The 17936-nt window shown below is 61.8% G+C and carries 15 protein-coding genes; 10 read left to right on the top strand and 5 right to left on the bottom strand.

The window, feature by feature from the left end:
• Positions 1-417: 417 nt before the first annotated feature.
• From NKJ20_RS13790 to NKJ20_RS13745, 10 genes are all read left to right on the top strand, one after another.
• A complete protein-coding gene (locus tag NKJ20_RS13790) occupies positions 418-1257 on the top strand; it encodes a succinate dehydrogenase/fumarate reductase transmembrane subunit (RefSeq protein ID WP_352744633.1) in 840 nt (279 codons plus the stop codon).
• Between the two features lie 665 nt (positions 1258-1922).
• Entirely contained in the window at positions 1923-2969 is a 1047-nt protein-coding gene (locus tag NKJ20_RS13785; RefSeq protein WP_352744631.1) for an NAD(P)-dependent alcohol dehydrogenase, read from the top strand.
• A 314-nt stretch (positions 2970-3283) separates the two neighbouring features.
• Positions 3284-4195, top strand: a complete 912-nt coding sequence (locus NKJ20_RS13780; protein ID WP_352744628.1) for a carbohydrate ABC transporter permease — start codon at positions 3284-3286, stop codon at positions 4193-4195.
• On the top strand, positions 4195-5094 hold the full coding sequence (locus NKJ20_RS13775; RefSeq protein ID WP_352744626.1) for a carbohydrate ABC transporter permease: 900 nt from the start codon (positions 4195-4197) through the stop codon (positions 5092-5094). Before NKJ20_RS13780 ends, NKJ20_RS13775 begins: the two co-directional genes overlap by 1 nt.
• A 48-nt stretch (positions 5095-5142) precedes the next feature.
• Positions 5143-6672, top strand: a complete 1530-nt coding sequence (locus tag NKJ20_RS13770) for an ABC transporter substrate-binding protein (protein WP_352744624.1) — start codon at positions 5143-5145, stop codon at positions 6670-6672.
• A gap of 65 nt (positions 6673-6737) precedes the next feature.
• Positions 6738-8267 (top strand): xylulokinase, encoded by a 1530-nt coding sequence (locus NKJ20_RS13765; protein ID WP_352744623.1) that lies wholly within the window; start codon positions 6738-6740, stop codon positions 8265-8267.
• Positions 8260-9585, top strand: coding sequence for an iron-containing alcohol dehydrogenase (locus NKJ20_RS13760; protein WP_352744620.1), 1326 nt, complete (start codon positions 8260-8262; stop codon positions 9583-9585). Before NKJ20_RS13765 ends, NKJ20_RS13760 begins: the two co-directional genes overlap by 8 nt.
• Before the next feature lie 77 nt (positions 9586-9662).
• Positions 9663-10745: an ABC transporter ATP-binding protein gene (locus NKJ20_RS13755; protein ID WP_352744618.1), complete on the top strand. Its 1083-nt coding sequence runs from the start codon at positions 9663-9665 to the stop codon at positions 10743-10745.
• Positions 10746-11801 carry a hypothetical protein gene (locus NKJ20_RS13750; RefSeq protein WP_352744615.1) on the top strand — a complete coding sequence of 352 codons (1056 nt, stop codon included), beginning with the start codon at positions 10746-10748 and terminating at the stop codon, positions 11799-11801. It abuts the gene before it with no gap.
• 182 nt (positions 11802-11983) lie between these two features.
• Positions 11984-12898, top strand: coding sequence for a sugar-binding transcriptional regulator (locus NKJ20_RS13745; RefSeq protein WP_352744612.1), 915 nt, complete (start codon positions 11984-11986; stop codon positions 12896-12898).
• A 52-nt stretch (positions 12899-12950) separates the two neighbouring features.
• Here the strand turns inward: NKJ20_RS13745 and NKJ20_RS13740 are convergent, their stop codons facing one another.
• The 5 genes from NKJ20_RS13740 to NKJ20_RS13720 all read right to left on the bottom strand — a co-directional run bounded on the left by NKJ20_RS13740 (position 12951) and on the right by NKJ20_RS13720 (position 17828).
• Positions 12951-13682 (bottom strand): ATP-binding cassette domain-containing protein, encoded by a 732-nt coding sequence (locus NKJ20_RS13740; protein ID WP_352744609.1) that lies wholly within the window; start codon positions 13680-13682, stop codon positions 12951-12953.
• Between the two features lie 2 nt (positions 13683-13684).
• Positions 13685-14665 (bottom strand): ABC transporter permease, encoded by a 981-nt coding sequence (locus NKJ20_RS13735; RefSeq protein WP_352744607.1) that lies wholly within the window; start codon positions 14663-14665, stop codon positions 13685-13687.
• A gap of 202 nt (positions 14666-14867) precedes the next feature.
• Positions 14868-15851 (bottom strand): sugar ABC transporter substrate-binding protein, encoded by a 984-nt coding sequence (locus NKJ20_RS13730; RefSeq protein ID WP_502895713.1) that lies wholly within the window; start codon positions 15849-15851, stop codon positions 14868-14870.
• Between the two features lie 37 nt (positions 15852-15888).
• On the bottom strand, positions 15889-17094 hold the full coding sequence (locus NKJ20_RS13725; protein ID WP_352450623.1) for a mandelate racemase/muconate lactonizing enzyme family protein: 1206 nt from the start codon (positions 17092-17094) through the stop codon (positions 15889-15891).
• A gap of 14 nt (positions 17095-17108) precedes the next feature.
• Positions 17109-17828 carry a FadR/GntR family transcriptional regulator gene (locus NKJ20_RS13720; RefSeq protein WP_352744605.1) on the bottom strand — a complete coding sequence of 240 codons (720 nt, stop codon included), beginning with the start codon at positions 17826-17828 and terminating at the stop codon, positions 17109-17111.
• Between the last annotated feature and the right edge of the window lie 108 nt (positions 17829-17936).

Here is a 17936-nt window from a genome sequence, read left to right as displayed (position 1 = left end):
AGTGAAGTCGCCAAACATCACCTGGAGGTCAGCATGCAAGCCAACACCACGGTCGCTATCCGCGTCGATCTTGCCGCAATGTTTGTCTCGTTAGAACTGTCTCGTTCAAAATCGCTCGTCACTTCGCTTCGGCTGGTGTCGGGAATGGCGCGACCGCCGCCGGGAAGCGAGGGAAGGCAGCGTCAAGTTCGAGCCAGAGATTAATAAGAACGAAGCCATCGCCGCATAGGCGTCTGCCTGCGTGGGTATGGACGGACTCACTCGTGCGCAATATGAATTATGAATGGAGATGAGGCCTGCCGTGGCGCTCACGCGTCGCTGAGGTAGGTGACGCTCGTTCAATGACGCTGCGCAGGGCGGGTTGGCCTTCTGGTCTAACGCCGCCCGCAGAAGTGTCGATATCAGGGGATCTGGTCAATGACCGACAACAAGCCAGACGTTACCAAGGATTGGCAAGCGACGCAGGGCCAGAAGTCCTCCGCCACGCGTCTTCGCCTTTTCGCCGCACTCTCGTGGGTCGTCGCCATTGGCGGCGAGATCTACGGAATTATGCTGCTTCGCCAGAACAAGTTCGACCAGGGACACCTGCCGCTGGTCATCGGCCTTCTGGTCGGCATCGCGATTTTCGCAATCGCCGGCAACTTGCTATGGAAGGCGGCCAACAGGCACGATCCGGCTCGTGCATCCGACGCGGCCAGGTTCTTCTTCCAAAACCAGCTCGGCGCAATTATCACACTGATTGCCTTCCTCCCGCTGGTTTTCCTGATTCTCACCGACAAGAACATGGATCCGCGGACCAAGAAGGTTGCCGGCGGCGTCGGCGCTGCGCTGGCCGTGCTCGCGACGGTCATAGGGATCAGTTTAAAACCCTCGTCGGTCGAACAATACACCCAGGATATGAACGCATGCGCAGCGCAGATCAAGTCGGGGCAGCCCACCACCGCCTGTTCGCCCGATGTCGCCGCTCAGGCGCAGGCGATCGCGACGGACACCGCCGCCGTGGCGGCGGCGACGCGGGACGCGAGCCACCCCGCCGGTCAGGATGTCGTTTACTGGATCGCGCCCGAAAACGGAGCCGCGAAGTCCACCGAGCCGCATGTTTTCCACCTCTGCGCAGGCGTGAGCCCGCTGAAGGACAAGACTGTGAATAGTGGCTCCGTGACGGAGGCCTACGCACAGAACGCCGTCCGCATCACGAAGCAGATCGATATGGAACAGAAGCAGTGCGGGTTCACCGCCACAACCAGCACCAACTGAACCCGTTTGCACTCGATCGGGTCCAGCCGTTGGTCTTGTCGAGAAGGATGGCGCGTAAGCGCAGGCTCAGTATTGACTCGCCGAAGCAACGCCAAATGCCGGGATCGCCCGGCTGGCCAATATTGTCCAGCTACAAACTTATCCGCGGCGGGCAATGACGTGGCGTCTTACGCACGGCAGCTTCCGGCCTGAGCGCTTCGAATGGAGAATGACGTTAATGAAGCGCATTGCCGCCCGGCAGCATTATGGGCCGGAAGCGAACCAGGAACTTCTGGCGCCCAAAAAATGATAGCGGACATTCTCCTGGTGGGCCGCATCGACCAGAAGCGGATTGGGCAAGCCTTCCATGGCATGTAGTGTCGGGTATCGCGCACCTGCTGGACCCCTATTGATGACTGACCGATGCCGGCCTGCTGGCTTGGAGGCTGGGGAGTGGGGAGTCTCGGGGCGAACGACTATTTCATTCCGCCGAGGGCATTCGGCAGCGGCATGGCCGGCCTTCAAAGTCCTTTGGCCGGGAAGTTGGTACGGATAGTCGGAATCAGGCAACACCCCTGTTTTCCGAGCTGGATTTTGAAGCCGTGAACGAGCGGCTATGATGAACGCGCCGAGTGCAAGTAAGGTCACGAAGGCCCCTACAATAAGCTTTAGAGGAGACTACGTCGATGACGAACGTGCGCGCCCTTGTCCTTGAACGCCAACACGAACTCAAGCTGCGTGATATCGATCTGCCACAGACCGTCGGCCCGGGCGAAGTTCGCCTCAAGATCCATACGGTGGGCATCTGCGGCTCCGACGTGCACTACTACACGCATGGCCGCATCGGCCCGTTCGTGGTCGAAGCGCCGATGGTCTTGGGCCATGAAGCCGCCGGCACCGTCGTCGAAACGGGGGAAGGCGTCGAGCATCTGAAGGTCGGCGACCGCGTCTGCATGGAGCCGGGTATCCCCGATCCCAATTCGCGGGCGAGCCGGCTCGGCCTCTACAACATCGATCCAGCGGTCAGGTTCTGGGCAACGCCGCCGATCCACGGCGTGCTGACGCCCTATGTCGTCCACCCCGCCAACTACACTTTCAAACTGCCCGACAATGTCAGCTTCGCCGAAGGCGCCATGGTGGAGCCCTTCGCCGTCGGAATGCAGGCGGCTGCCAAAGCAAAGATCGCGCCGGGCGACACGGCGGTGGTGATTGGCGCAGGGCCGATCGGCACGATGGTGGCGATCGCGGCGCTCGCCGGCGGCTGCGCCCGCGCCGTTGTTGCAGATCTCGCCCAACCCAAGCTCGACATTGCCGGCGGCTATCAAGGCGTGATCCCGGTCAACGTGCGCGACAAGAACCTGGCGGCGGAGGTAAAGCGCCTGACCGATGGCTGGGGCGCCGACGTGGTGTTTGAATGCTCGGGCTCGTCCAAGGCATGGGAGACCCTGCTCGATCTGCCGCGGCCCGGTGGCGCGGTAGTGGTGGTCGGCCTGCCGGTGGCGCCGATCGCATTCGATGTCGCCACCGCCTCGACCAAGGAAGTCCGCATCGAGACTGTGTTCCGATATGCCCACCAATATGAGCGGGCAATCGCGCTGATGGGGTCGGGCCGGGTCGACCTAAAGCCACTCATTTCGGCGACCTTCCCCTTCGAAGATTCCATCACCGCCTTCGACCGCGCAGTCGAAGCCCGGCCGGCGGACGTAAAGCTTCAGATCCTGTTGCCGGATTAAGGCGAGTTCCAACAGCGCCCGGGTTGTCCTCCCGATCTCCTCGATGCTTTCGTAGCCTTCCGGGCTGCCAAAATTGGCGGCGGCCCTGAGCGCGTTTGAGGCTGGTGCACGGCATTTGCCGGCGGCGTTTCCTCCAAAAACAACTCCATACCCGGTGATCCCTGGAGCGCTGACGGAACCGACTTGACAATTCGGCGGCCGTCCGACACGTTCTTAACAAAAGGCACAACAAACTTACAAAAGTTCAAGTTGGCACAATCTGGCCGATAAGGGAGAAGGCCGATGCGTCTGTGTGACCGAGCGGAGATTTGCGCGTGAGCACGGTGACGGTGACCCGCGAAACGCCTAGATGGGCCCTGCCCCGGTTCATGACGGCCGAGCATCCTTTCCCCTGGCTCGCGCCGATCACGGTGATGCTTCTCGTTTTCGGCATCTATCCCCTCGCCTATTCAGTCTGGCTGTCGTTACACAAACGCAATGTCGTTTCCCGTCAGCTTGACTTCGCCGGGCTCCACCAATGGACGCGCGCCTTCTCGGATGCTCGTATGTGGCATTCGCTGGAAACCACGCTGATCTACACCTTCGTCGCGCTTGCGGTTCAGCTTGCGCTCGGCATCCTCATCGCGCTTCTGCTTGACACCGATCGCAAAGGTTACGGCCTGCTGCGGGCGCTGATGACACTGCCGCTGGTGGTGCCGCCCGCGGTGACCGGAATGATGTTCCTGCTGATGCAGGACGGTTCTTTCGGTGTCCTGTCGTTCTACCTCTATGCCCTCGACCTGATCTCGCCGGCACAGCCGATCCTGACGCAGCCCGGAACCGCATTGGCGGCGATCCTGCTGGCAGACATATGGCAATGGACGCCGTTCATGGTGCTCATCATCCTGGCAGGGCTCAGGGCGCTGCCGAAGGAACCTTTCGAGGCAGCCGCGATCGACGGTGCCAACGGCATCCAGACGTTCTTGCGCCTCACATTGCCGATGCTGCGCAAGGTGATAGCGGTCGCGGTGCTGATCCGCGGCGTCGATCTCTTTCGCATCTACGACTACGTCTACATCATCACTGCCGGCGGGCCAGGCACGGCCACCGAGACGCTTTCATTCTACGCTGGCCGTATCTACTTCACCGGAGACTTTCCCTATGCCGCGACCCTGTCGCTGATCGTGCTCGTCGTCTTGATCGTCGTGTCGAACCTCTTCGTCAGGCTGTTCAAGGTGAGGTTCTGATGGAGCCGTCGCGCGCCCAAACGATCGCCCGTGACGTCCTCGCCGTCCTGGTGGTGGCGATCTTCATGTTCCCGATCGCGTGGTGGGCCCTGTCGTCCATCAAACCCTATTCGGCGATCTTCGACCGCAGCGGACCGGTCTACGTCGGATTCACACCGACGCCGGACAATTACCGCGTGACGTTGCTTGGCGTCTCACGTGTCGACATCGGCATGGAACAGGGCGGCGAGGCGGCCGGGGTAATCAAGGGTGGCGCCAGCTCCTACGATTCCCGTCAGTCGTTGCTCGACAGCGCCATCATAGCCGTCGGATCGACGGCGCTGACGCTGCTGCTGGCCACCCTGGCCGCCTATTGCCTGTCGCGAATGCAGTTCAGCGGCCAGCAGTCCTTCCTGTTCTGGATTCTCTCGCAGCGCTTCATGCCGCCAATCGCGATCGTCATTCCAATCGTCTTCATGTTCCGCGATCTCGGCTTGCGCGATACCTATACGGGCCTCGTCCTCGTTCACAGTTTGATCAACCTGCCGCTGGCGGTTCTGCTTTTGAAGTCGTTCTTCGACGATGTTCCGCGCGAGGTTGATGAGGCGGCGCTGATTGACGGCGCGACGCGCTGGCAGACGTTCCGACGCGTCGTCCTTCCCATGGTCAAGGGCGGCATCGCTGCGACGGCCGTGCTGTGTTTCATCTTTTCGTGGACCGAGTTCCTGCTCTCACTGTTCCTGACAACGTCGATCCGCACTGTGCCGGTGAAGATCTCGACCTTTGTCACCTCGACCGCGACCGAGTGGGGCTACATCACAGCGCTTGGCACGTCCGCGATCATACCCAGCTTCATCTTTATCCTGCTGGTTCAACGGCATCTGGTCCGCGGCCTCACCCTCGGATCGCTGAAGGAGTGAGGCGCAGACGAGAAGAACGACGACAAAAACGCAATGGAGGAAACGATCATGAGCTTCAGTGAACACGACAAGAAGACATTCGTCGCCGATACCTGCAATGACTTTACGGCGCGCCGGATAACCAAACGCGACTTCATGAGGAAGATGGCGCTCGCTGGTGTCGGCTTTTCCGCCTTCGGATCGGCCATGCTAGGTGGTGGCCGCACCAGTCGGGGGATGCTGGGCCTCGGGGTTGAAGAAGCCCGCGCCCAGGACGCCGATATGCTGAAGTGGCTGGCCGACGTCGGCAAACCATATGCCGGCACCAAAATCCGCTACACTTCGGAAGCGACGCCGCCAACGATTGTTGCCAACCAGCTTGTCGCGGGTGAATTCACCAAGGCAACTGGCATTGAGGTGGAAGTCGAGATCGTGCCGCTGGAGCAGGTTCTCGCCAAGGCGACGCAAGACGTACAGGGCCAGCTTGGCACCTACGATGTCTACTATCTCGACCAGTCCTGGATGGCGACATTTGCCCAGGATGTCGTCGATCCGCGCGAGTATTACGACCAGAACAAAGAACTGGCGATGCCCAACTTCGACTGGGACGATTTCTCCAAGCCGCTGGTCGACGGCATCGCCATGTACAACGGCAAACAGTGCGGAATTCCATTCGATATTCCGATCTTCATCCTGATGTACCGCAAGGATCTTTTCGACAAACACAACATTGCGCTGCCGACAGACCTCGACGCCTACCTCAAGGCCGTGCAGGCGCTCACAGAGGCAGAAAAAAGCAACGGCATCTTCGGCACCGCGTGCCAGGCGAAGTCCGGCCACTATTCGCTGGAATGCGACTGGACCTTCGCATTGTGGGGCCATGGCGGTTCTGTCTTCAACAAGGACAAGAAGTTTGTCGGCAATGACGAGCGCGGCGTGGCCGGGCTCAAATTCTATCAGGAGCTGGTCAAGAACTCGCCGCCGTCGGCGACGACTTGGACCTGGGACGGGCAGGGACAGGCACTGACACAGGGTCAGGCCGCCATGGCAATCACCTGGGGCGAGGATTTCCCCGGCTTCGATGCCAACGATTCCAAGGTCAAAGGCCTGTTCGAGGCCCTGCCCGCGCCCAAGGAAGTTCCTGGTCGTCGCGCCGCTGCCGATTGCGGCTTCAACGAAATCCCGGCCGTCGGCCACCAGGGCGGCTCGACGATCTCGCTGTCGCAATATTCCAAGAACAAGGAAGCGGCATGGCTGTTCATGCAGTGGGTCTGCTCGAAGGATGTGATGGCGCGGGTATCGACGCTCGGCGGCGGCGCCTCGCCGATGCGCAATTCCTCTTTTACAGATCCTCGGGTCAAGACGAAGGCTGTTGTCGGCCCCGGAACGACACGCCATTTCGACGCGATCAAATACACGATCGACAATCAGATGGGATCCGAGCCGGACATGCCGATCTGGGCGGATCTGTCGAACAACGACATTCCGGTTGAGCTCGGCAAGTTGCTTACGGGCCAAGACTATGGCGGCGATGCCAAGGCATGCCTGGATGCCATTGCCGGCATTGTCGACGGCAAAGTCAAGGACGCCGGTCTTTAGCGGCTAGTCGGTGATTTGGGCGAAGGCGGCTTCGGCCGCCCTCGCCGTTTGGCAACGTGGCGGCAATGGTTCCTGATCTCGTCATCGGCATTGATTCCTCGACCTCGGCAACCAAGGCGATCGCCTGGGACCGCAATGGTCTGGCCGTGGCCGAAGCTCGTGCACCGCTTGCAATGTCCAACCCGCGTTCGGGCTATTTCGAGCAGGATCCGGCCGAGTGGTGGACCTCGACGGTCGCAGCGCTGCGCGCCGTGACGTCAACGGTTTCGCCGGCACGCATTGCCGCCCTTGCGATTGCCAACCAGCGCGAGAGCTTCGGACTTTTCGACGAGCAAGGCGAAGCGGTCGGGCCGGCGACACTCTGGCTCGATGAGCGCGCCCGTGGCAAAGCACGCCGCTTCGGCGAGAGTTTCGGCTCGGCACGCGTCCACGCAATATCCGGCAAGCCGCTGGACGTCATTCCTTGCCTTTACCGCATGATCTGGTTCCGCGAGCAAGAGCCCGAGATTTTTGCCCGCGTGGAGCGGATGGCCGAAGTCCACGGCTATCTGGTCTTTCGCTTGAGCGGCCGGTGGGTGACGTCCACCGCATCCGCCGACCCGATGGGCATACTCGATATGCGGGCTATGGACTGGTCGAACGATATACTGGAGGCAGCGGGCGTCGCCCGGCGCATGATGTCGGATCTGGCGCGGCCCGGCACCGTTCTGGGCCAACTGACGTCGGAAGCGGCCATTTCGACGGGCCTGCGCGAGGGCACGCCGATCGTCGCCGGCGGCGGCGACGGTCAATGCGCCGGCACGGGCGCTGGTGTGTTGCAGCCGCGATGCGCCTACATCAACCTCGGCACGGCGGTCGTCTCCGGCAGCTTCGGCACGGACTACGTCCACGACCAGGCCTTCCGCACCGAAACGGCGGTCGCCGACAATGGCTATATCTATGAGACGTGCCTTCGCGCCGGCACTTTTCTTGTCGACTGGATGGCACGCGAGATGCTTGGCGTCGATCTGCATGGCGCAAGCGATGCCCTGGAGGCGCTCGAGGCCGAAGCCGCTGCCAGCCCGATCGGCGCAGGCGGCATAATGCTCCTGCCCTACTGGCAGGGCGTCATGGACCCACACTGGGACAGTGCGGCCCGTGGTGTGATTGCCGGGCTTTCGGGCTCGAACCGCCGCGGCGACATCTATCGCGCCGTGCTGGAAGGCATAGCGCTGCATCAGGCCGCGACAAGTCAGCGGGCGGCTGCGGCTGCCGCCCAGACTATCGACCAGTTCATAGCCATCGGCGGAGGAGCGAAGTCCGACCTGTGGATGCAGATTCTGGCGGATGCACTCGGCCGTCCCGTAAAACGTTCGACGACCGTCGAAGCCTCCTCGCTAGGCGCGGCGATGGCGGCGGCAAAGGGGGTGGGCTGGTTTTCGACCATCGCCGAAGCGTCGCTCGCAATGGCCAGCGAGCCGGCCAAAACCTTCGAACCGGACACGAAACGGGCCGCGCTCTACGCCGAACTTCTTGCGATCCATGCTGATCTTTGGCCAACGCTTGCAGCCTGGAACCAACGCCTCGCGGCCTTCATGGAGGCCGATCATGGCTGAAACGACCAACTGGAACGCGTTGATCGAGGACGTTGTCGCTGGACGCTGGACAGATCCCAAGACAGGCGCGGCCGCGGTCCTGCCGTTCCAGACGATCGAATTGCTGGAGACGACGGAAGGCCGCGAGGCGGATCTCGTTGCGCCGCTGAAGCTAGGCAGCCGCATCGCCGTGGTCTCCGATATCAACACCGTCGATGTGATGGGCAGGCGCGTCGCGAAGGCGCTGCGTGCCATCGCCGACATCGACGAAATCGTGCTGCCTGACGGCCTCGACTGTGATGAGGCGACGATCCAGATGGTCAGGGAGAAGACACGTCACGCCGAAGGGGTCGTGGCCGTCGGGTCGGGCGTCCTCAATGACAGCTGCAAGCATGCAACCTTCCTCGACGAGCGACCCTATGCCGTCTTCGGCACGGCCGCCTCGATGAATGGCTACGGCGCCTCGACAGCGTCGGTGACCTTGGCCTCCGGGCTCAAGATCTCGCTGCCTTCACACGCGCCCCGGGGCATCTTCCTGGACCTTGGCGTGTCGGCCGCAGCGCCCGCCTGGCTCAGCGCCGCCGGGCTTGGCGACAGCCTCTGCCGCTCCACGGCCCAGATCGACTGGTGGGCTTCGCATCGGCTGTTCGACACTTACTATTCCGAGGTGCCCTACCAGCTGCAGGCGGGCGATGAGGAGCCGATGCTGGCCCATGCGCCTGGCCTTGCCAGGCATGACGTCACCGCTGTCGGGCATCTCCAGCGCGTCCTGACGCTGTGCTCGATGGGCGTGTGCTTTGCCGGCGTTTCCCATCCCGGGTCCATGGGAGAGCACCAGATTTCCCATTGGGTCGACATGTTCGCGCAAGACCATCATCCCGGCACCACGCACGGCCAGCAGGTGGGGGTTGCCTCGTTGGTCATGGCGCGGCTGCAAGCGCGGCTGCTGGACATGGAAAAGCCGCCGCAGGTGAAGCCGACCGCCATCGACGAGGCGGCGATGCTGGCCCGTTATGGCGCGCAGCTTGGACCACTTTGCATTGCCGAGATGAAGAAGACGGCACTCGACGCCAGCCAGTCGGAAATCTTCAACCGCAGGCTTGCGGAAATCTGGCCGGCGCTGTGCCAGGAGGTTCGGCCCATGGCAATGCCGGTCGCCCGCATGGAGGCAGCACTCAAGGCTGCGGGAGGGCCGGTCACCGGCGCGGAACTAGACCTGCCGCGCGCGCTTTGGCACGACGCCATTCGCTATTCGCGGGAAATCCGCGGCCGATGGTCCTTTGTCAACCTGGCCGCCGATGCGGGACTCTTGGAAGAGTTTCTGGAGAGCGAATGGTGAGAGCGCATCCGATCGCCAATCGCTCGCATGGCGAAAATGAGATCCAACCGGCAAGGGCAATCGAAGGGTAGCAATTTATGGCGTCTGTCACCATCAGCAACATAAAGAAGGACTATGGCGCCCTCTCGATTATCGATGGACTCGATCTCTCGATCGAGGATGGCCAGTTCGTCGTTCTGCTGGGGCCGTCCGGCTGCGGCAAGTCCACTCTGTTGCGCATGATAGCCGGTCTCGAGCCCATCACGTCCGGTGAGATCGCCATAGGCGACAGGGTCGTCAACATGCTCCATCCCAAAGACCGCAATATCGCGATGGTCTTCCAGAATTACGCGCTTTACGCGCACATGACCGTCTTCGACAACATGGCCTTTTCCATGCAGTTGAAGAAGCGCCCCAACGAAGAAATCAAACAGAAGGTCGGGTGGGCGGCGTCGATCCTCAACCTGACACCCTATCTGGAACGGTATCCCCGCCAGCTTTCGGGCGGCCAGCGGCAGCGCGTCGCCATGGGTCGCGCCATCGTGCGGGACCCAACTGTGTTCCTGTTCGACGAACCGCTGTCCAATCTCGATGCCAAGCTGCGGGTGCAGATGCGCACCGAAATCAAGGAGCTCCACCAGCGGCTGAAGACCACCACAGTCTATGTCACGCATGACCAGATCGAGGCCATGACCATGGCCGATGTCATCGTCATTATGCGCGACGGCCATATCGAGCAGATCGGGCGCCCGCTCGATGTCTACGATCGCCCGGCAAACCTCTTCGTCGCCTCCTTCATCGGCTCGCCCGCAATGAACATGTTCCATGGCGAGGTGGCTTCCGAGCGCGACGCCTGGGTGGTGCGGACCGACGAGCTATCCCTCCCGCTGCCGCCAGGGGCTGCGGTCCGGCCCGGCCAAAAGGTGATCTACGGCATTCGCCCCGAACATCTTCGACCAGTGGCCGACGGGCGCGGCATTCCGGCGAGGATTACGGTTGTCGAGCCGACTGGCCCCGAAATCCACATCTTTGCCAGCATGGGCAACGCTGCAATCTGCTCGGTGCTGCACGACCGTATGGAAGTCTCTCCTGGAACTGTGATCCATCTGGAGCCGGCGCCTGAGCGAATCCACCTGTTCGACCAAGGTAGCGGCGAGCGGCTGGACAAGGGAAGAAGCTGAATGGCGCGGATCATCATCCTCGGCGCCGGCGTCATGGGCTCTGCCATGACGCTTCCGGCCGCTCACGCTGGTAACCGCATCACTCTTGTCGGGACCCATCTCGATGGGGAGATCGTCGGCTCGGTGGCCAGCACAAGTCATCACCCACGCCTCAACATCGCTCTGCCTGATGTGGTAACCGCCTGTTCCTGGACCGAATTCGCTGCGGCGATGAACGATGGACCCGATCTGCTTGTACTCGGCGTCTCGTCGGCCGGCATTCCTTGGGCGATCGACCGCATTGCAGAAAACATCAAGTCGCCCGTGCCGATACTGATGATTACGAAAGGACTTGCGGCAAGCGACGAAGGCGTGGAAATCCTGCCACATCTGCTTGCCCACGAGATCGAGCAACGCACTGGCTTGTCTGTCCCGGTCATGGCCGTCGGCGGACCGTGCATTGCCGGCGAACTGGCGACGCAGCGCGACACCTCTGTGATCGTGGCCGGGCATGATCCCGACCAGGTCGCCGCGGCGTCCCGCATTCTGCGCGCGCCTTTCTATCATGCGCGATCGTCATCCGATCTCGTCGGCGTCGAGATCTGCGCTGCGTTCAAGAATTTCTACACACTCGCCGTTGGAGCTCCCGTCGGGCTGCTCGAGCGCGACGGCAAGGCGCCCAATGGCGCACTGATGCACAATCTTGCCTCGTCGCTATTCTCGCAGTCCCTCGCCGAGATGGCGATTCTGGTCGAAGCTCTGGGTGGAAAGGTCGAAACAGTGCTGGGGCTGGCCGGCTCCGGCGATCTTTATGTGACCTGCCAGGCGGGCCGTAACGGTCGCATGGGGCGCCTGCTCGGCCGCGGCCTGCCCTATTCCGTGGCGAAGCGCGAACATATGAGTTCGGACACGGTCGAGGGCGCGCAACTGGCGCTGGACCTTGGTCCGACTTTGAAGAATATGATGGCCCGGGGTGTACTTCCCCACGATCGCCTGCCGCTGACGAGGGCCATCATCGACGCAATTTGCCATGATGCTCCGCTGGTTTTGTCCTTCGACCGCTATCATCGAGGCTAGCGGAGCCGGGAGACTCGATTGATGCCTCATATCGATGAGCACATGGCTCCGCCGAACCCGCTCGGGACCCGCTGCCGCGGAGTGGACAGGATGATCTGATGGAGAAACCAGCACGAAAGAAACGCGACGGCCGCCAAGCCGTAACGAGTTCCGTCACGGCCGATCGCGAGGAAGGGCTGCTCGTGCGCGCCGCCTGGCTTGCTTATGTCGGTGACCTGACGCAGGCGCAAATCGCCAAGTCTCTTGGCCTGACCCGCCTTCGCGTCAACCGGATGCTGGCGCATGCCCGTCAGCGGGGGATCGTTCAGATTCGCATCAATTCCAAGGTGGCGAACTGCATCGAGCTGGAGCACCGGCTGCGGGACGCCTATGGCGTTTCCGACCCAATCGTGGTTCCGACACCGCCCGATCCCGCCCTGGTGCCACAGGTGATCGCAGCCGCTGCCGGTGAAGCCCTGTCGCATAGAATCCGTGACGGGATATCGGTGGGCGTGGGATGGGGACGGACGCTCCAGCTTAGTCTGCGGTCAGTGACCGTACGCCCCGTCAGAGGGATGTCGGTCGTTTCCCTGCTTGGCGGGCTCACGCGTGGATCGGCGATCAACATCTATGAAATCGCCTCGCGGCTCGCGGCGCTTTTCGATGCGGAATGCTTCTACATCGCAGCACCGGTATTCACGGATACGGAGGCCACGCGCGATCTGCTTATGCGCCAGTCTATTCTGGAAGACGCCTTCACCCATGCCCGCGACGTTGACGCCGCTTTCGTTTCGGTGGGCGCGGTGCACAAGGACGCCACCATCTTTCGGATCGGACTGGTAGGAGACGATGATCTCAGATCGCTCCGCGAAGCCGGAGCCGTCGGCGATATTTGCGGCCACTGGATCGGCGCCGACGGACAACTCGTCGATCACCCGCTAAACAGCCGTGTCATCGGCCTCGCCCCCGAACATCTGCGCGACGTCGACACTGTGATCTTGCCCTCCGGCGGCCTCGACAAGGTTCCGGTGCTGCGCGCCGTGTTGCGTCTGGGAGTCGTCGATGTGCTGATCACCGACGAGAAAACCGCTGAGGCGATCCTTGCGGAAAAGCCGTAGCGCAGACTGACCTCTACCAGCAGAGCGGCTCGCGAGTGATCGCTTCTTCGCGTCACAGAACCTCGTGGATTTCCTCGATCGAAGTCTCGCCGATCCGCTTGTCGAGAACGATCTCTCCACGCGCCATGGCCACGACCCGGTCACAGCATTCGAAAACATGATGCATGTTGTGGCTGATGAAGACGCTGGTGATGTTCTGGGCCTTGAGGGCGCGAACGAAGCCGATCACCTTCCGCGTCTCCTTGACCGAGAGATGATTGGTCGGCTCGTCGAGGATCATGACTTTCGACTTGAAGTGCATGGCCCGGGCGATCGCCACGCCTTGGCGCTGGCCGCCCGACAGTTCGCCGACCAGCGCGTCGGGCGATCTCAGATGCAGATCGACGTCGGCGATCGCCTTGACGCTTTCGTCACGCATGCGCTTCTGGTCCAGGATGCCGATGCCGAAAACCGAGCCCTTCACCGGCTCGCGTCCGATGAAAACGTTGCGGGCGATGGTCATGGTCGGGACCATCGAATTGTACTGGTAGATCGTCTCGATGCCGCGATTCATGGCGTCGCGCGGGTTCGAGAAGCGGACCGGTTCACCTTCGATCCTGATCTCGCCGCCATCGGGCTTTTGGGTGCCTGACAGGATGTTGATCAGCGTCGATTTGCCGGCGCCGTTGTCGCCGACAAGGCCCAGCGCCTCGTCTGGATAAATGTCCAGAGTGACGTTCTTCAAGGCGTGGACGCCGGAATACCATTTCTGGAGTCCCTTGATCGCGATGATGGGTGCCGCCATGATCAGGTCTCCACCTTCATTGCCCTGCCCCGCTTTCGAAGCCAGGCGTTCACGACGACCGCGAAGATAGTCAGGAAGCCGATTGCCATCTTGAACCAGTTGGCGTCAACCTGGCTCAGCACCAGTCCGTTGTCGATGACGCGGATCAGGGCAGCCCCGATGATGCCGCCGAAGATGGTGCCAATGCCGCCAGTCAGCGAGGCGCCACCGATGACGGCAGCCGACACAGCTTGCAACTCCAGCCCCTCGCCGATCGAAGGCAGCGGCGCGCCGAGCCGCATCACCTGAATGGTGCCGGCAAAGCCGGCGAGCACCGAACAGATCATGAAGCAGGCGACCTTCACCCGGGCCGTCGGGATGCCCATCGATTGCGCGGCGGGCAGAAAGCCGCCGGTGGCGCGCACCCAGTTGCCGAAATTCGTGCGCGACAGAAGCACCGTCGCCAGGATTGCCACGGCGACAAACCAGAAGAACGACATGCGAAAGAGGTCGCCCGGCCCCACATAGATCGTAAACAGCCATTTGGGCAGAGCGTTGGCCGGGATGACAGGAGGGAAGCCACCGGAGATTACCACTGTCAGCGAACGCGCGATGAACAGCATGCCAAGCGTGGTGATGAAGCTTGGTATCGCGAAACGAATCGTTATGAACCCGTTGAAGAAGCCAATCAGGGCGGCAATGGCGAGCCCGGCGGCAAAGGCCGGCGCGAACGGCACGCCTGCCGCCAGGATCACCGCCATGGTCATCGGGGTCAGCGCAAATACCGAGCCTACGGAAAGATCAAACTCGCCGCATATCATCAGCAGGGTCACACCGATCGCGACCAGCCCCATTTCAGGCAGCAGCCCAAGCATTCCGCGCACGTTCTGTGTGTTCAGAAATACGCCGTTCGAGCGAATCTGAAAGACGAGGAGGAGGAGGAGCAGGAACACGACCGCCGCAAGCTCCGGCTTCTCCAGATAAATCTTCATCAAGCGCTTCATCATTCGCTCCGGCTTGGGATTGTTTGCGCTGGCTTGTCGCATCGGCAAGGGGATGGCGGCAGTCTGTCTTCTACCGCCCTCGACAAGGGAGATGCCGTTGGAGGATGGGACGGAGCCGACGCCCGAGGCCTTGCTCCCTGGCCCTCGCCCTCGCCCTCGCCCTCTCCGCGTAAAGAACGAGGAGAGGACGCCGGCTTCGCGCCTACCGCACGCCTTGTGCGGCCAGTTCCTTGAGCTTTGGCACGTCTTCCTTGACGATGATGCCCTTGCCGGTGTCGATGTCTGCCGGCAGCAGACCGACGTTCTTGGCGAGATAGGCTTCCATCACGGGCATGAAGCCCTGCATGTAGGGCTGCTGGTCGACCTGGACCTGGATGTAACCCGCTTCCATCTGTTGCAAGACTTCCGAGACGATGTCGAAGCCGCCCATCAGCACCTTGCCCGGCTCAATGCCGCGATCGATCAGGACCTGGGCCACGTAGGCATGCCAAAGGCCGGTGTCGAAATACACCGTGGTGTCCGGGTGGGCAGACAGATAGGCGCCAACACGATCGGCGACGACGGCGCCATCTGTGCCGGTGTCGAGCCGTTCAATGACCACTTCGCGTCCGGCATTCGCGGCCTTGTATTCCTCAAGGAACTTCATGACGCCGGCAGCGCGCTGTTCCGACCAGTTCTGACCGGGCGCGGAGACGCCGACGAGCGCCCTGATCTTGCCTTCCTTGGGGAAGAACTCGGACATCTTCTTGCCGAGTTCGTAGCCGGCGGGAATGAAGCCCTGGCCGATGAAAGCCTGGCGGGCATTGCCGGCTGCACCCTCGGTGTCGTCGACGTTGGACGCGATGACCGTGACGCCGGCAGCGCGCGCGTCGGCGATGATCTGGTCGAAGGCATTGTTGTCGACGATCGAGGTGATCAGCGCGTCCGGTTTTGCCGCGAGTGCCGCCTGCATGTTGGCCGATTGTTGCTCGATCGAGCCTTCGGTCTGCGTGAAGACCATCTGGCAATTGGCCTGGATCTTGGCGCAGGCGTCGTCAAACCCCTTCTTCACCGCCTGCCAGAACGGGTTCGACGCCGACGAATGATGCGTGAAGACGATGTTCATCGGCTCCTGTGCGCGTGAGCCGATTGCCGAGCCTCCAGCCAGTACTGCTGCCAAGGCTGCCGAGATAAGTAGCTTCTTCATGGTTCTCCTCCTCCGTAGAAAGCTGCTTCAGGTTGTTTCAGAGAGTAGATGCGTCGCTCACCCGTCGAAGCGCCGTGAAGGCGCGATCGATCTCCGGGTTCAGTTCCATGCCGAGGCCCGGTCCGGGAGGCACGGTGATCATGCCGTTCTTCACCTGCGGCAAAGCGGTCACAAGGTCGCGGTACCAGGTCTTGTAAAAGGCCCTGACACTCTCCTGGACAAGCGCGTTCGGCGCATTCAGCGACAGGTGGGTCGATGCGCCGAGCACCACTGGACCGGTGCAGTCGTGTGGCGCGACCGGCAGATGCCATGCTTCAGCCATGGCAGCGATCTTGCGCGCCTCCGAGAGCCCGCCGCACCAGCTGATATCAAGCATGATGACACCGGCCGCTCCAGTTTCGAGAAGGTCGCGGAAGGCCCACCGGGAACCGAGCGTTTCAGAAGCCGATATCGGCGCCAGCGAAGCCTCGGCATAGCGTTTCAGGCTGGACAGGCTGTCCATCCTGATCGGATCTTCGTGCCAGAAGGTCTTGTAGGGGGCAAGCTCGCGAGCGATCTGCATGGCCGGCAGCAGCTGCCACATTGAATGGAATTCAACCATGATGTCCATCTTGTCGCCGACCGCATTGCGGATTTTCTCGAATGGCGCCAGCGCGGAATTCAAGTCGGGCTGCGATATATACTGGCCGCGCGTTTTCTCGGCGGCCATGTCGAAGGGCCAGATCTTCATGGCCGTGATGCCTTCCTCCAATAACGAATGCGCCAGTTCGTCGGCGCGGTGAAGGAAGCCGTTCAGATCATCATAGGCGTCGCCGGGCTTATCGAGCCCGTAGTTGGCCGTCGTCTGCCCGGTGGCCTTCTTGATGTATTCGGTTCCGGCACAGGTGTTGTAGGTCCTGATCTCGTGCCTGGTGAACCCGCCGAGGAGTTGTGCGATCGGCTGACCCGTCGCCTTTCCGAACAGATCCCAAAGCGCGATATCGAAAGCGGAATTGCCCCTGACTTCCGCGCCCGTCGATCGGAAACCCAGATACCCGACGAGGTCGGCGGCAAGCAGGTCGATCTGCAAGGGGTCGCGCCCGATCACGCTCGGCGCGACATATTCGTGCAGATAGGTCTCGACGGTTTCAGCCATGAAGAAGGTCTCGCCCAGTCCGACGAGGCCTTCGTCCGTGTGAACCAGGACCCAGAGAAGGTTCGGCCGCTCCTTGAGCCGCAGCGTTTCCAGTTTCGTGATCTTCATTGCGCCCCTGCTCCTCAGGCGATGCCGGCCGCCAGCAGGGCCTTGACGCTCTCGTCAAAATGCCTCGCCATCAGGTCACGCGCCGACTGGGGATCACCGGTCTCGATTGCCTCGGCGAGGTCGATATGGATCTGGATCATCGCCAACTGCTCGGCATCCGAAGGGCGGGTCCGCCAGCCGATCGGCCAGGTCTGGCGCGATACGCGCTCGAACGCGCCGACGATGAGGCTGAAAACCGGATTCTTCGCAGCCTTGGCGATTTGGAGGTGAAAGGCGAGATCGTGCTCCATGACCTGTTCCGGCCGTTTGAAATTCTCGCGCATGGCGAGCGCGTGCGTCCTGATCATTTCCACTTCGTCGGCGGTTCTGCGCAAGGCCGCCAGCATGGCGGTGCGGGTCTCAATCGTGCGGCGCACGTCGTAGATTTGCTGCACCGTGATCTGCTCGGTGTGGACGCCATGCTCGATCACCAGTGACATGGCGCTATAATCCAGCTCGGCGACCGTAGCCCGTCTGCCCGCCCTCAGGTCGATAAGCCGCATGGCGGCGAGCGAGCTGAAGGCCTCGCGAACCACGGTACGCGAGACGCTCAATTGTCTCGAAAGCGCGGCCTCGCTGGGCAGCTGGTCGCCGGGCCCGAGCTCATGCGCGCGGATATGGCGCGTGATCTCGCCGATCGTATTGCTGACCAGGCTCGCTGCGTCGGAATGTTTTGCGGATACGGCCGTGCTCACGCAATCTCCAGTTCAGGAGGGGCAAACCTGTATGGCAGATTTTCCAGATATGTTGATAGTACATAGGAAAGCTGTATGTCAATCGAGTCTTCGCCGGGAGACCCTCGG

This window comes from Mesorhizobium sp. M0185, assembly GCF_040322175.1.
Lineage (GTDB): Bacteria > Pseudomonadota > Alphaproteobacteria > Rhizobiales > Rhizobiaceae > Mesorhizobium.
Note: the sequence above shows the minus strand (reverse complement) of the source record. Positions and strands in the feature narration are given on the sequence as shown.

What these genes read in the sequence shown, in the direction of transcription:
- NKJ20_RS13790 (WP_352744633.1), top strand. Translation starts at nt 418, where the DNA reads ATGACCGACAACAAGCCAGACGTTACCAAGGATTGGCAAGCGACGCAG.
- NKJ20_RS13785 (WP_352744631.1), top strand. Translation starts at nt 1,923, where the DNA reads ATGACGAACGTGCGCGCCCTTGTCCTTGAACGCCAACACGAACTCAAG.
- NKJ20_RS13775 (WP_352744626.1), top strand. Translation starts at nt 4,195, where the DNA reads ATGGAGCCGTCGCGCGCCCAAACGATCGCCCGTGACGTCCTCGCCGTC.
- NKJ20_RS13770 (WP_352744624.1), top strand. Translation starts at nt 5,143, where the DNA reads ATGAGCTTCAGTGAACACGACAAGAAGACATTCGTCGCCGATACCTGC.
- NKJ20_RS13765 (WP_352744623.1), top strand. Translation starts at nt 6,738, where the DNA reads ATGGTTCCTGATCTCGTCATCGGCATTGATTCCTCGACCTCGGCAACC.
- NKJ20_RS13760 (WP_352744620.1), top strand. Translation starts at nt 8,260, where the DNA reads ATGGCTGAAACGACCAACTGGAACGCGTTGATCGAGGACGTTGTCGCT.
- NKJ20_RS13755 (WP_352744618.1), top strand. Translation starts at nt 9,663, where the DNA reads ATGGCGTCTGTCACCATCAGCAACATAAAGAAGGACTATGGCGCCCTC.
- NKJ20_RS13750 (WP_352744615.1), top strand. Translation starts at nt 10,746, where the DNA reads ATGGCGCGGATCATCATCCTCGGCGCCGGCGTCATGGGCTCTGCCATG.
- NKJ20_RS13740 (WP_352744609.1), bottom strand. Translation starts at nt 13,682, where the DNA reads ATGGCGGCACCCATCATCGCGATCAAGGGACTCCAGAAATGGTATTCC.
- NKJ20_RS13735 (WP_352744607.1), bottom strand. Translation starts at nt 14,665, where the DNA reads ATGAAGCGCTTGATGAAGATTTATCTGGAGAAGCCGGAGCTTGCGGCG.
- NKJ20_RS13730 (WP_502895713.1), bottom strand. Translation starts at nt 15,851, where the DNA reads ATGAAGAAGCTACTTATCTCGGCAGCCTTGGCAGCAGTACTGGCTGGA.
- NKJ20_RS13725 (WP_352450623.1), bottom strand. Translation starts at nt 17,094, where the DNA reads ATGAAGATCACGAAACTGGAAACGCTGCGGCTCAAGGAGCGGCCGAAC.